This window comes from Chryseobacterium sp. Leaf201 (assembly GCF_001421435.1).
Classification (GTDB): domain Bacteria; phylum Bacteroidota; class Bacteroidia; order Flavobacteriales; family Weeksellaceae; genus Chryseobacterium.
In genome coordinates, this window is record NZ_LMKA01000058.1 from 1 (window position 1) to 13839 (window position 13839).

Below are 13839 nucleotides of genomic sequence, written 5' to 3' on the forward strand. Positions count from 1 at the left end.
TTTGTTGGCCAGTATACCTAAAAATTATGTATTAATCCTGAATAGGCAGCATACTGCTGCCTATTTACATATCAGTAAAAATGAAATATAATTTATTATATTTTTTATGAAAAAATTATTATTTGTTGCTACTATATGTGTAGCAGGGCTAATGAATGCAAAGAATGCAGAGATCAAAAAGCAGGAACTTAAAAGAGAAACAGCAGAATCGAAAAGTAATGAGAGTACAAAACAGAATTCTCAGACAGATTTGAAAGTTGCACTGAAACCTATTGCTTGGATTGGTGTTTCTACTTGGTGTGGAAAAGTTTTTTACCTCGATGCTAATGATTACACAAGCATGGATGAACTTAATGATGCAGCCACGTATTTTACTGACCAGCAGTGTTCAGGTACATTTGTTGGCCAGTATACCTAAAAATTATGTATTAATCCTGAATAGGCAGCATACTGCTGCCTATTTACATATCAGTAAAAATGAAATATAATTTATTANATTTGTTGGCCAGTATACCTAAAAATTATGTATTAATCCTGAATAGGCAGCATACTGCTGCCTATTTACATATCAGTAAAAATGAAATATAATTTATTACTAATTTTTTTATTTACCATTACTGTTAATGGTCAGAAAATTATTTCTCCTAATTTTTCAATTAAGCCTTCTCCATTTGAGATAATTGAATATGGTAAAAGCTTCTACAATATATACTATAAGGTTGATTTTCTGGATAACGCACTCTTGCCTTCCAGTAAGAAAGAAGCTATATGTATACTTGAAGTGAATGACAAAGTATCTAAATTTTTTGATAATAATAAAGTTAGAATTGATTCATTAGATAAAGAGTACAGTGTTAAAAATACTATTGGACAGAAAGAGGCAGGAGAATATTTTAAAACAAAAGTATTGTGGAATAATGTGATTTTCAAAAATGGTAATTCTTTAACTGTCCAGGATAGGTTCAGATATCCTTACCAATATGATGGGAAACAGCCTGCATTAAACTGGAATTTGGAAAAAGAAGAGAAAGATATATTAGGATATAAATGTAAAAAAGCTAAAGTGAATTATGCTGGCAGAACATATTTTGCATGGTATACGCCAGACATCCCATTATATAACGGACCTTATATATTCGGAGGTCTGCCTGGATTAATTTTAAAAGTAGAAGACAGTGATAAGAAGTATACTTTTACAGCTGTAGGGATTGATAAAAACCCCAAACGCATCTATCTGAGGAATGAAAAAAAGATATTAAAAATTACCAGGGAAAAATTCAAAACCGTTCAAAAGGCATATAAAGAAAATCCTGGAGCTTTTTATAATGGGAAAGCTTACAATGAAGATGGTAGTCCACTAACAATTAAGCCAAGAAATATCCAATATGAATCTATGGAATTGGATTAAAGTTTTAAAAGATCTATTTAAAAGTTTTATATTTAGCTTGACGGCTGCAATAATAAATGGGCAATCACTAAATTTTAAATAAAAAGGAATCGAACGATTCCTTTTTATTTAAACAATTTATTTACTTCATAAAATAACCGAAATACGAGCAGCTTCCCATCAGGCTTTTTGCTGTTTCCGTATCCGTGTACTGGGATTTCAGCATGGCAAAATACGTTCTGTACTTCTGGTTTTTAATCTGATCAAGCTGTTGCTGGTAGGCATCATTTTTCTCGCTCCATTTCGGATCTGAGTAGTCGGTTTTAGAAGGGTTTTTTGCTTCATACTGATAATATTTCCCCTGTTCTGCGCTGGCCATCTGAAATAGAATCCTTGCTTTATGTTCCTTGTCAGGAGAAAGAGCCAGTGCCTTTTTATAATAGCCGATGGCCAGATCAAAGTTATCAGGCTCTGTATAAGAACGGTCAAGGAAGTTTTTATAATAATACTGATAAGGATTCCGTTTGTCTGTTCCCTGGAAATCATATTTCCCGCCGTTCGTATTATCAAGATCCATGACAAACAATTGACGGTAATATCCTAATATTGATGTATTATACAGGAGATTTCCAATGAGCTGATTGGCTTTTGCCGCTTTTTCACCATTGCCGCTGCCTGTCTTTTTAAGTTGAACAAGGGCATCTGAAAGCTCAAATTTGCTCATTACCGGCCTGATAAAAGGGAAATCCGTATAGTCTTCTTTTTCCATGCTTTCTGCGGGACTGCTTTGGTAACTTTCCCATACATTGTGCCCGAAAACCAGATCTGAAATATTGTTGAACCCATTATAAGCCGTAGCAGCATATTGAAGCGGTGTTGTTTTTTTCTGGTCGTAGTTCCATTCCGATCTTGGAATTCCGGAGAAGTTCTGAGCTTTTGCATAATGCGAACGGGCTTTTTCAAAATCTGCCTGTCTCATCGCACGGTCGCCGTAAATTACGGCAAAGAACGCATCAATGTTTCCTACATCGTTAATGTTTTTAGCAATAATCTGCTGCTCAAACTGAGTCTTGTCAGGCTTCCTGTAAAAGTCTTCCACACTTTTTACCAAGGCAGAATTCGGGTTGTACTGAAGATCCGAAAGCTTGTTGTTCATTAGAAAAGATTTCCCGTCTTCTCCCTGAAGGAAATACCGGTTGGCAAGCACATCTTTCAGAAAATCTTTTGTGGAAGGGACTTCACCATAATAATCGTAATCTTCATTTTCGGTGCTGTCTTTTTTTACTTCCGGTTGATCTGCAAAATAATCTGCGTAATCTTTCATCAGATGATTTTCATAATCTGCATCAATTTTCGGTTGGGAAACAATATCATTCAGAACTTTCATTCTTTTGATCTCTTCCAGGTATTCCGGATTTGTGGTTTTGATGTCATTTAAGACTTCAGTGCTGCCTTCATAATCTTTTTTCAGGAATTTCAAATAGGCATCGGCAATCTGCCAGTACTCATCCTTAGATTTGTCTTTAGCTTTATCAGTGAATTTTTCCAGGTCATCCAGAAAGTTCCTCGTCTTTTCATCATAGTAATAATTATTCCTGGTGAAAACAGGAATCCTGTTCGGATTGTCCAACAGCTCGTCTTCACTCTGGTCAGCCTTAGTTCCGTCACTGTTTTTATTTTTTGAGCCCCCGAAAAGGTTTCGGAAGAACCTTATGATTTTTTGCCAAAAGGAAAGTTCCTCTTTTTTTACTTCTGCCGTTTCTGGTTTTGCCTGATCCGCATTTGCATTTTTAGTGGAATTTGAAACCTGAATTGTTGAATTTTCATCATTGCTGTAATAGTAAATCGGAAGATAGCTTCTCTCCAATTCATTGATGCTTCTTACGGCCATTACCTTCAGGATCTCGGAATCAGGATTGATGTCATACATTTTCTCCATTATCGGGACCGGGTTGTTAAAATCTTCATATCCTAAAAGAAAATAAGCCATGTTTTTTTCATCATCCGTTGCAGTACGCTTCAGGATATTATTAAATGATGCCGTATCTGAAAGCTTCATGGAAACAAAAGCAGATTCCTTACGGCTCCGGCTGTCTTTGAAGACCTGAAAGAAATTCCAGTTGGCATCGCTGTTCATTCCCAATCCTCTCTGCGCTCCGGCAAGCTGGTCAAGTGCCATGATATAAGGGGCCCCCTTTAACCTGATGGGTTCAACGTACGTTTTGAAAGCTTTCAGTGCCGCATCATAATTTCTGGTGTAGTGATTGAACCTTACCAGCTGGTATCCGTACCGTTGTTTGATTTCAAGGTTTTGGGTTGCGTTGTACAGGGAGGTAAGTGCTGCAATGGTTTTATTATAATCCAGGCTGGTCGCATTTTTGTCATTCTGAGCTCCGCTGTAATAAAATGAATCTGCATTTTCAACAAAATTGATCCTCATATACGGCTCAAGGTATTTTGCCTCAATCAGGTAATCGATAGCTTCACGGTACTTCTGGTAAAAACCTGGCCCTGCTTTAGTGAGTAACGCATTTGTCGGATTGCCTTTTTTTAAGGCATTAAGATCATTCAGGCTCATTTTATTCACGAGGTAATCCGTTTCTACATAAGTAAACCGGTTCCCGAAAAAACGTTTCCATGAGTCTATATTTTCATCAGGAATCTGTGACGGTTTAAAATCCGTATAGAACCTCGTTGAGTAGCTGTGTAAGAAAGGAAGGTAAGATTTATCCTTAATAATGCTTTGCGTAAACAGGTTAAAATATTCATAGTCCGGATCAGACCAGGCGCAGGCATTGGATTCCGTATAAAAAAGGGCAATAACAGCCAGTGAAAGTAAGTGCTTTTTCATATTGATATTAAGTGTTTTTATGTAGGATCAGAATTTAAAAATTAAACGTCTGCCCTATAACAAATTTACGGTCTAACTGATAATAAATGATAGAAAAGGAAGATATTTTTTTCTCCAGGAACTGAATGGTCTCCTCAAGCTGCTCATCGGAAATTTCTTCAATTTCAATCCTGAACCCTTTGTTTAAATAATTCCCGAAATAAAATCCGTCCTTCTGAATCTCAATTTCTGTTTCAGAGATTTTTTTAAAATTTGGATTTTCCAGGTCTTTCCCGGACAGGCCATTGATTAATTTGTGCTTTCCAAGATAGTTGGTAACAATTCCCCATGAATAGATTGGAAGGGCCACTTCAATATGTTTCACCGGATATTTATCAAGGTCAGCCAAATAACTTTTCAGGGTATTCACATCCAGAATTGAATTTTTATCTGAATTTTCCAGAGGTGAGGAAGTGGAGTAGCACATCAGATATACTTTTTCCACAGGCGGAATGCCGGTCTGTTTTTTATCCTTTACCTGATGAAGACGCAGGGTACAGGTAATTTCTTTTCCTGAAACCTTCTTTAATTCTTTTAAGAATGTAAAGTAATCCTCTTTTGTACCAACTGTCCAGTCACAGTCGATCTGGATTTCGTTATAAATTTTAAGGCCGTACAGTATGCCCTTTTTCTGAATAAGGTTATGGATACTTTGGGCAAGAAACCTGATTTCATCTTTGCCGATATAAAGAAATGTGCGGTTGGTAATAAAAACCGTGGGAACAATATTTTTTCCGGGAATAAAACTGCGGTCTTTTGTAATGGTGCCTACAGGCTGAAATTTTCCGTTGATTTTATCGATGTCAAAAAATCTTGTATAAAGATAGGGAGCGGATGCCCCATCCAATGCCTTTTTTTCTGTTTCATCTAAAGAGAGTTTTGTTTTCCAGTAATAAAATGTATACGGATGGTCCTCTTTCTTTGTGCAGCATACTAAAGTTAAAAAGAGCAGAAGCGATAAAAGTTTAAGGGCTTTCATTAACGGTACAGCTTGCCTTCGCAATTGCAGTTTGTATAGGCCATTTCGGAAACCGGGCAGCAGTCATCTGATTTTTTAATGTTTCCTTTTGCATCGGTAAGATAAATTTTCTCCTTATCAAATTTTACATAAAAAGTTTCATTATAAGTTTTAAAATGCACCTTCATAACTTTCGGGTTGTATTTTCCGGCATTGATTATTTCTTTGGTCTCTGTACCATCTGCCTGGTTGACTTGCACAAAGCCAAAATGCACGTCGCCATTGGTTTTTGCATCAAGGTAATAAGCCGGAGTTCCGGAGCCGCTGGCTCCCTGTTCAATAACGAAATCTCTTTTTCCGGTAAACGGGGCTTTTGATTGGGCAAATGAAAGAATGCTTATGCAAAATAAAAAAATGGAAAGTACCTTTTTCATGGGTGTAATGTGTTTAAAAATTAGAAATACCGTAGCAAAAATTACACCGTAAATCATCATCATTTCTTTTATCTGAACTTCTCAAACGTAAAATTATAAACTGTAAAAGTTCCAAAAAATTTAACAGTAGATCTTAAAAGTTAATTATTACCTTATTAATAACACTATTAGTCTTGTAGAAACTCTTGCTTGTCTTTTTAAGGACCTCTATTGTTCACCAGTTTTAACAGAAGTCAAAATAACTGATGGTATGTAAATCTAAGATATCAATTTAGATTGAAGTAATTAATATTGATTTACTCGCGTGTAATTTCGATCTGAAGCCGAAATCCCATATTAGCGTATTTCATGTAAATTGGTGGTATTAGTGGGTTTTATTGAATTTAAAAATATTTTCATTGTCTATATTTCATTTTAATGTGGAAATTATTGATAATAATTTTGTTTGTATTTATTTTATTCATACTTTAGTGAAATCAAATTAAAAAATAATTATCATGAAAAAACTAATTTTTATGGCCGCGTTTGTGGTTGCCGGTACAATGAGTGCAAACACTATTGCAGTAGAAACCGAAAATCTACCTGAAGCAGAACCAATCACTAACGACGCAAAAGCTTATGCTTGTGTGCCTGTTACCCTATCTTGTGGAATTACAGGTCAGGCTTGTGGTGAAACGTTGGGAGATATCATAGACGTTGTTATTGTTGCAGACGAAGTTCTGTGCGGAAATTAATATGGTAAACTACAATGTTAATTAAAATAAACTGCAAAAGGGGACATAGATCCTCTTTCGTGGTTTAAAAATAAAGTAAGATATGTATAAAAAAGTTGGAATGTTGTTTCTGTTTATGTTAATAACCTGTAGTGCATACGGGCAAAAGGCAGTTGACATTGATGTGATAGAATCAAAGTATGTGTATTTGCTGACAAGTCATAGTGATTCTCTGGATAAAGCGAATATAAGTGAGGAATATTTTATATTAGAGAGAGGAAAAGGAAAGTCCCAATTTATGAGTATGAATTCATATAAAAGAGACTCTGTTGTTGCTGATATGAGTAAAGGAAAAAATACATCTGTTGCAAGCATTGATCTTTCAACTATTCCAAAAACTAATTTTACGTACCGGATAATAAAAGATCCTGTAAAAAGCCAGATCCTTTTCTATGATAAAATTATTAGAAACGATTTTGTTTATGAAGAAAATCCTGCTTTCAAATGGAAAATTTCTGAAGAAAAAAAGAACATTGGAAACCTAAGATGTCAGGCTGCATTTTTATCTTACGCAGGACGCCAATATAAAGCTTGGTTTACAAATGACATTCCTATTTCAGACGGGCCTTATAAATTCTATGGGTTACCAGGACTGATTGTGGAAATAGAAGACTCGAAAAAACAGTATAAATTCGAATTATTGAGTTATAAAAATATTGCTGAAAAGCCGCTTCTTTGGATTTCAGAGAAAAGGGTAAACGGAAAGAAAGTGACAAAACAAGATTTTTATCAAGCACTCAAAAATACACAGGATAATTTTATTTCTGAAATTGCTAAAAGCGGATTCACACTTGATTCAAATGCTGAAGCAAAGGTGAAAGATAAAATGAAACGGAAAAATAATCCTATAGAGCTAAATCCTTAATAAGTATATAACGAAAAAGCCGCTGTTCAAGCGGCTTTTTCAGTGGCATATTCAGATCTTTAACATGTTACTTTAAGCAGACATATTTAATCATGTAGATCTGGTATTGCGCCACATTGATACTTCGATATGCCGATTTTCTTCAATTCAGGTTACAGTTATTTTTATCTATTATATAATGTAGGAAATAAAGAAAGATTTGTTTTTTAATTAATATTGGAAAACATATGTTTTGCTGATTTTTATGTAAATCGCTAAAAATCAAAATATTTTGCATCAAATGTTTGTCAGTTATAAATTTATTCATAAATTTGCACACTCATTTTAGGACATAGTATGCCTATATCAAACGTAGAAATTACTTTAGATTCCTTAAAATGGCGAGAAATAGAAGATAAATTTTATTATAATATAAACAATGTCAGGTATTATTGGTAAGAAAATCGGTATGACGTCTTTGTTTAACGAAGAAGGAAAAAACATTCCTTGTACAGTTATTCAAGCAGGTCCGTGCTCGGTTTTACAGGTCAGAACCATAGAAAAGGACGGCTACAAGTCAGTTCAGTTAGGTTTCGATGACAAGAGTGAGAAGAACGTTGGTAAAGCGTTAGCTGGCCATTTTAAAAAGGCTGGTTCAGCTCCTAAAGCTAAGTTGGTAGAATTCTACAGAGAATTCGTAGACGAAGTAAAAGTAGGAGGAGAAGTAAAAGTAGATCTGTTTGCAGAAGGCGAATTCGTTGACGTAACAGGTACTTCTAAAGGTAAAGGCTTCCAGGGTGTTGTTAAAAGACACGGATTTGGAGGTGTAATGCAGGCAACTCATGGTCAGCACAACAGGCTTAGAGCTCCAGGTTCTATCGGTGCTGGTTCAGACCCTTCAAGAGTATTCAAAGGGATGAGAATGGCTGGAAGAATGGGAGGTAAGCAGGTAACTGTTCAGAACCTTCAGGTGTTAAAAGTGGATCAAGAACAAAATCTTTTAGTAGTAAAAGGTGCTGTTCCGGGAGCTAAAAATTCTTATGTAATTATCAGAAAATGGAACTAGTAGTATTAAATACATCAGGAAAAGAGACCGGAAGAAAAGTAACTCTAGACGAAACGGTATTCGGAATTGAGCCAAATCAGCACGCGGTTTACTTAGAAGTTAAACAGTACCTTGCCGCACAGAGACAAGGAACTCATAAATCTAAAGAAAGAAGCGAAATTACAGCTTCTACTAAAAAACTTAAGAAGCAAAAAGGATCCGGTTCTGCAAGATACGGGGATATCAAATCTCCAACTTTCAGAGGTGGGGGTAGAGTATTCGGACCAAAACCGAGAGACTACAGGTTCAAATTGAACAAAGCGCTTAAGAGATTGGCAAAAAAATCTGTTTTATCTCAGAAAATGAGAGACAACAGCATCAGAGTTTTGGAAGATATGAGCTTGAACGCTCCTAAAACTAAAGATTTCATCACCGTATTGAATGCTTTGGCATTGAACGATAAGAAAGCTTTATTTGTACTTCCTGAAGCTAACAAGAATGTGTATTTATCTTCAAGAAACTTACCTAAAACCAAAGTAAAGAACTTCAACGAAATCAGTTCTTACGACTTGGTAAATGCAGGTGAAATCGTGTTCTTTGAAGGTGCAGTTGAAAAATTCCAGGAAAATTTAAAGAAATAAGTCATGTCAGTTATTATTAAACCAGTTATATCAGAAAAGGCTAATTACCTTACAGATTTAAGAGGTTCTTATTCTTTCTTAGTGAATCCTAAGGCGAATAAAATCCAGATTAAAAAAGCTGTAGAAGCGGCTTACGGTGTAAAAGTAGCAGACGTTAACACAATGATTTATGCTCCGAAGGTTTCTTCGAAATACACTAAAAAAGGTCTTCAGGTTGGAAAGACAAACAAATTGAAAAAAGCGATAATTAAACTTGTTGAAGGTGATGTTATCGATATTTTTGCCGTAAATTAATTATTAATTATAAATAATAGTAATGTCTGTTAGAAAATTAAAACCTATCACCCCGGGACAGAGATTCAGAGTTGTTAACAATTTTGAGGAAATTACTACCAACAAGCCAGAGAAGTCTCTAACGGTTGGTATTAGTAAGTCAGGTGGACGTAACCAAACTGGTAAAATGACCATGCGTTACACCGGCGGTGGACACAAAAAGAAATACAGAATTATCGACTTCAAAAGAAACAAAGCAAATGTTGAAGCAACGGTAAAAACTGTAGAATATGATCCAAACAGAACTGCATTTATCGCTTTATTAGAATATGCTGACGGAGAGAAGAGATATATCATCGCTCCGAACGGTATCAAAGTAGATCAGAAAGTAGTTTCAGGAGAAAGCGTAGAGCCTAACGTAGGAAACGCAATGAAATTGAAAAATATTCCATTGGGTACTGTAATTTCTTGTGTTGAAATGAAGCCTGGTCAGGGTGCCATTTTAGCAAGAAGTGCAGGTTCTTCGGCTCAGTTAACTTCAAGAGACGGAAAATATGCGATTATCAAGTTGCCTTCAGGAGAATCCAGAATGATTCTTACAGAATGTATGGCAATGATTGGTTCAGTTTCTAACTCAGACCATCAGTTAACCGTATCAGGTAAGGCTGGTAGAAGCAGATGGTTAGGGAGAAGACCAAGAACAAGACCGGTAGTAATGAACCCTGTGGATCACCCGATGGGTGGTGGTGAAGGACGTTCTTCCGGAGGTCACCCAAGATCTAGAAACGGTATGCCGGCTAAAGGGTACAAAACCAGAAAGAAAAACAAAGCGTCTAACCGTCATATCATATCTAAAAGAAAATAATTATGGCAAGATCACTTAAAAAAGGACCATTCATCGCATATACTTTAGATAAGAAGGTTCAGGCAAACATAGAGTCTGGTAAGAAGACAGTTATCAAAACTTGGTCTAGAGCGTCTATGATCTCTCCGGACTTCGTAGGACAGACTATTGCTGTACACAACGGGAAATCTTTTATCCCGGTTTACGTTACAGAAAACATGGTAGGTCACAAGTTAGGGGAATTTTCTCCAACAAGATCTTTCAGAGGTCATGGTGGTAACAAAAATAAAGGTAGCAGATAATCATGGGATCAAGAAAAAGAGAAAGTGCATTAGCACGTAAATTAACAAATCAGGATGTAGTAAAAGCATTACATAATGATTGCCCGTCTTCTCCAAGAAAGATGAGATTAGTAGCTGATATCATCAGAGGAGTAGAAGTAGACAAAGCTTTATATATTCTAAAATATTCTAAGAAAGACGCATCTAACAAATTAGAGAAAGTCTTACTTTCAGCAATGGCCAACTGGCAGGCAAAAAACGAAGGTGCTGATATCGAAGAGGCAAACCTTATCGTTAAAGAAATTTTTGTAGACAGTGCAAGACAATTGAAGAGACTGAGACCGGCTCCGCAAGGTAGAGGGTACAGAATCAGAAAAAGATCAAACCACATTACGCTAATCTTAGGTACAAAAGAAAATTAATCAAGGTATGGGACAGAAGACAAATCCAATTGGTAATAGATTAGGTATCATCAGAGGATGGGATTCTAACTGGTTTGGTGGAAACGATTATGGAGACAGAATCGCTGAAGACTACAAAATCAGAAGATACCTTGAGGCTAGACTATCTAAAGGTGGAATTTCAAGAATTTATATTGAAAGAACATTAAAATTAGTAACAGTTACAATCACTACTGCTAGACCGGGATTAATCATCGGTAAAGGAGGTCAGGAAGTTGATAAATTGAAAGAAGAATTGAAGAAACTTACAAAAAAGGATATTCAAATCAATATTTTCGAAATCAAAAGACCTGAACTTGATGCAGTATTGGTAGCTGACAGCATCGCTAAGCAGATCGAAAACAGAATCTCTTACAGAAGAGCTGTTAAGATGGCGATTGCAGGTACAATGAGAATGGGGGCAGAAGGTATCAAAGTTCAGATCTCAGGTAGATTGAACGGTGCTGAAATGGCAAGAAGCGAATCTTTCAAAGACGGAAGAATTCCTTTGTCTACTTTCAGAGCTGATATTGATTATCACATTGGTGAGGCATTAACTCAGTACGGAAAACTAGGTGTTAAGGTTTGGATCATGAAAGGTGAAGTTTACGGTAAAAGAGAACTTTCTCCTCTAGTGGGACAACAGAAAAAAGGCGGTCCTTCCGGAGACAGAGACAGAAGAGATAACAGAGGAGGCGGAGACAGAAGGGATAACAGAGGACCTAGAAAAAACAACAATAATAATAACAATAATAATTAAAAATTTTAGATAGAAATTTTGAATTTTAAATTACCGTTACTTTTTTAAAATAAGAAAAATCTAAAATCTAAAATCTAAAATCTAAAATTTAGAAATTATGTTACAACCAAAAAGAACCAAATTCCGTAGAGTTCATAAGATGAAGATGAAGGGGACTGCCCAGAGAGGTAATCAACTTGCTTATGGAACTTTCGGGATCAAGGCGACAGAAGGTGCTTGGATCACTGCGAGACAAATTGAAGCTGCGCGTATTGCTGCAACAAGATATATGAAGAGAGAAGGTCAGTTATGGATCAAAATCTTCCCGGATAAGCCAATTACCAAGAAACCAGCCGAAGTAAGGATGGGTAAAGGTAAAGGTGCCGTGGAATATTGGGTAGCTGTAGTAAAACCAGGTAAAATTATGTTCGAAATCGGAGGTGTACCTTACGAGATCGCAAAAGAAGCCCTTAGGCTTGCTGCACAGAAATTACCGGTAGTTACCAGATTCATAGTTGCTAACGATTTTGTTAAACCCCTTTAATCTTTGTATACAATGAAAAAAGCTGATATTAAAAATTTAAGCGCGGGTGACCTTCAAGCTCAACTTACTGAAGCAAAAGCTCAATATTCAAAACTGAAATTGGCTCATGCAATCAGCCCAGTTGAAAACCCGATCCAAATCAAAGATTTGAGAAGAACAATCGCCAGACTAAATACTGAGTTAACTAACAAACAATAATTTCATTTTACAATGGATAGAAATTTAAGAAAAGAAAGAATCGGAGTGGTTTCCAGCAATAAAATGGAAAAAACTATTGTTGTTAGCGAGACTACCAGAGTAAAGCACCCGATGTACGGTAAATTCGTTTTGAAAACGAAAAAATATACTGCACACGACGAGAACAACGAATGCACAGAGGGCGATACAGTTCTGATCCAGGAAACTAGACCGATGAGCAAGAGCAAGAGATGGAGATTAGTAAGAATCATTGAAAAAGCTAAGTAATAATGTTACAAACAGAATCAAGATTAAAAGTTGCTGATAACACAGGTGCCAAAGAAGTATTGGTTATCAGAGTTCTGGGAGGAACCAGAAGAAGATATGCTTCAGTTGGTGATAAAATCGTTGTTACTATCAAAGATTCCACACCATCAGGAAACGCAAAGAAAGGTCAGGTATCTAAAGCTGTCGTAGTAAGAACTAAAAAAGCGGTAAGAAGAAAAGATGGTTCATACATCAAATTCGAAGACAACGCTTGTGTATTGCTAAACGCAGCAGGAGAAATGAGAGGAACCCGTGTTTTCGGACCGGTTGCCCGTGAGTTGAGAGACAAAGAATATATGAAAATCATTTCATTAGCTCCTGAAGTACTTTAATATTTAAAATTTAAAAAAATGTCAAAGTTAAAAATAAAAAGAGGAGATAACGTAATCATTACCACTGGTAAAAAAGATATCAAAGGTAAGACAGGTGAAGTTATTGAAGTGATCAAAAAAGAAGGAAGAGACCCGAGAGTTATTGTAGCAGGACTTAACATCGTTAAAAAACACGTTAAGCCTTCCGCTTCAAACCCTCAAGGAGGAATTACTGAAAAAGAAGCTTCTATTCATATCTCAAACGTAGCTTTAGTTGGTAAAGACGGAAAAGCAATCAAAGTAGGTTATAAAACCGAAGGAGATAAGAAAGTAAGAATCGATAAAAAAACGGGTGAAACTTTATAATTTTAAATAACACATGGAATATATAGCAAGACCCAAGAAAGCATATAAAGAAACAATTGTTCCTGCAATGATGGAAGAATTTGGGTACAAGTCAGTAATGCAGGTGCCTAAATTGGAAAAGATCATCCTTTCCCAAGGGTTAGGTGATGCCACTGCAGACAAAAAGATCATTGATTATGCTGTAGAAGAGCTTACAAATATCACCGGCCAAAAGGCTGTTGGTACCATCTCTAAGAAAGATGAGGCTGCCTTCAAATTGAGAAAAGGAATGCCGGTAGGAGCTAAAGTTACTTTAAGAGCACATAAAATGTATGAGTTCTTAGACAGATTAACTTCTTCCGCATTGCCGAGAATCAGAGATTTCTCTGGAATCAAGGCTGACGGTTTCGACGGTAGAGGTAACTATAACTTAGGAATTACTGAGCAGATCATTTTCCCTGAGATCGTTATCGACAAAGTGAAAAAAATCCAGGGGATGGACATCACTTTCGTTACAACTGCTAAGACAGATAAAGAAGCGAAAGCATTATTAACTCACTTCGGTTTACCATTCAAAAAGAACTAA

General features: G+C 36.1%; 20 protein-coding genes. 17 read left to right on the top strand and 3 right to left on the bottom strand.

The features are described 5' to 3' along the window. Window positions 1-106 precede the first annotated feature (106 nt). Together ASE55_RS06585 and ASE55_RS06590 are read left to right on the top strand one after the other, a co-directional pair. Entirely contained in the window at window positions 107-418 is a 312-nt protein-coding gene (locus ASE55_RS06585; RefSeq protein ID WP_128414513.1) for a hypothetical protein, read from the top strand. Between the two features lie 159 nt (window positions 419-577). Beyond that, window positions 578-1408, top strand: coding sequence for a GLPGLI family protein (locus ASE55_RS06590; RefSeq protein WP_056216886.1), 831 nt, complete (start codon window positions 578-580; stop codon window positions 1406-1408). A gap of 121 nt (window positions 1409-1529) precedes the next feature. Here ASE55_RS06590 and ASE55_RS06595 read toward each other — a convergent pair whose 3' ends face one another. The 3 genes from ASE55_RS06595 to ASE55_RS06605 are packed head-to-tail and all read right to left on the bottom strand — an operon-like array spanning window position 1530 to window position 5669. After that, entirely contained in the window at window positions 1530-4238 is a 2709-nt protein-coding gene (locus ASE55_RS06595; protein ID WP_056216889.1) for a hypothetical protein, read from the bottom strand. Between the two features lie 34 nt (window positions 4239-4272). After that, a complete protein-coding gene (locus ASE55_RS06600; protein ID WP_056216892.1) occupies window positions 4273-5256 on the bottom strand; it encodes a hypothetical protein in 984 nt (327 codons plus the stop codon). Further along, entirely contained in the window at window positions 5256-5669 is a 414-nt protein-coding gene (locus tag ASE55_RS06605; RefSeq protein WP_056217011.1) for a hypothetical protein, read from the bottom strand. The genes ASE55_RS06600 and ASE55_RS06605 overlap by 1 nt, the downstream gene beginning before the upstream one ends. Before the next feature lie 497 nt (window positions 5670-6166). Between ASE55_RS06605 and ASE55_RS06610 the strand changes: the two genes are divergently transcribed. From ASE55_RS06610 to rplE, 15 genes are all read left to right on the top strand, one after another. Then, a complete protein-coding gene (locus ASE55_RS06610; RefSeq protein WP_056216894.1) occupies window positions 6167-6403 on the top strand; it encodes a hypothetical protein in 237 nt (78 codons plus the stop codon). A gap of 82 nt (window positions 6404-6485) precedes the next feature. Further along, a complete protein-coding gene (locus ASE55_RS06615) occupies window positions 6486-7307 on the top strand; it encodes a GLPGLI family protein (protein WP_082474364.1) in 822 nt (273 codons plus the stop codon). A gap of 418 nt (window positions 7308-7725) precedes the next feature. Continuing rightward, entirely contained in the window at window positions 7726-8352 is a 627-nt protein-coding gene (gene rplC / locus ASE55_RS06620; protein ID WP_056216898.1) for a 50S ribosomal protein L3, read from the top strand. Next, window positions 8343-8972 (top strand): 50S ribosomal protein L4, encoded by a 630-nt coding sequence (gene rplD, locus ASE55_RS06625; RefSeq protein WP_056216901.1) that lies wholly within the window; start codon window positions 8343-8345, stop codon window positions 8970-8972. The genes rplC and rplD overlap by 10 nt, the downstream gene beginning before the upstream one ends. A 3-nt stretch (window positions 8973-8975) precedes the next feature. Next, window positions 8976-9266: a 50S ribosomal protein L23 gene (rplW, locus tag ASE55_RS06630; RefSeq protein ID WP_056216904.1), complete on the top strand. Its 291-nt coding sequence runs from the start codon at window positions 8976-8978 to the stop codon at window positions 9264-9266. Between the two features lie 22 nt (window positions 9267-9288). Next, window positions 9289-10110: a 50S ribosomal protein L2 gene (rplB, locus tag ASE55_RS06635; protein ID WP_056216906.1), complete on the top strand. Its 822-nt coding sequence runs from the start codon at window positions 9289-9291 to the stop codon at window positions 10108-10110. 2 nt (window positions 10111-10112) lie between these two features. After that, on the top strand, window positions 10113-10391 hold the full coding sequence (rpsS, locus tag ASE55_RS06640; protein ID WP_027387215.1) for a 30S ribosomal protein S19: 279 nt from the start codon (window positions 10113-10115) through the stop codon (window positions 10389-10391). A 2-nt stretch (window positions 10392-10393) separates the two neighbouring features. Beyond that, the gene (rplV, locus tag ASE55_RS06645; protein ID WP_027387214.1) at window positions 10394-10792 is read left to right on the top strand and encodes a 50S ribosomal protein L22; all 399 of its coding nucleotides are present in this window, start codon (window positions 10394-10396) and stop codon (window positions 10790-10792) included. A 7-nt stretch (window positions 10793-10799) separates the two neighbouring features. After that, complete coding sequence (gene rpsC, locus ASE55_RS06650) at window positions 10800-11570, top strand: 30S ribosomal protein S3 (RefSeq protein ID WP_027387213.1); 771 nt, start codon at window positions 10800-10802, stop codon at window positions 11568-11570. Between the two features lie 97 nt (window positions 11571-11667). Next, entirely contained in the window at window positions 11668-12093 is a 426-nt protein-coding gene (rplP, locus tag ASE55_RS06655; RefSeq protein ID WP_056216909.1) for a 50S ribosomal protein L16, read from the top strand. A 12-nt stretch (window positions 12094-12105) separates the two neighbouring features. Further along, window positions 12106-12291 (top strand): 50S ribosomal protein L29, encoded by a 186-nt coding sequence (gene rpmC / locus ASE55_RS06660; RefSeq protein WP_056216912.1) that lies wholly within the window; start codon window positions 12106-12108, stop codon window positions 12289-12291. Window positions 12292-12303: 12 nt separating this feature from the next. Beyond that, window positions 12304-12558, top strand: coding sequence for a 30S ribosomal protein S17 (gene rpsQ, locus ASE55_RS06665; protein WP_027387210.1), 255 nt, complete (start codon window positions 12304-12306; stop codon window positions 12556-12558). 2 nt (window positions 12559-12560) lie between these two features. Beyond that, on the top strand, window positions 12561-12929 hold the full coding sequence (rplN, locus tag ASE55_RS06670) for a 50S ribosomal protein L14 (protein ID WP_007839504.1): 369 nt from the start codon (window positions 12561-12563) through the stop codon (window positions 12927-12929). Window positions 12930-12947: 18 nt separating this feature from the next. After that, complete coding sequence (gene rplX / locus ASE55_RS06675) at window positions 12948-13274, top strand: 50S ribosomal protein L24 (protein ID WP_056216914.1); 327 nt, start codon at window positions 12948-12950, stop codon at window positions 13272-13274. Between the two features lie 13 nt (window positions 13275-13287). Further along, window positions 13288-13839, top strand: coding sequence for a 50S ribosomal protein L5 (gene rplE, locus ASE55_RS06680; RefSeq protein ID WP_027387208.1), 552 nt, complete (start codon window positions 13288-13290; stop codon window positions 13837-13839).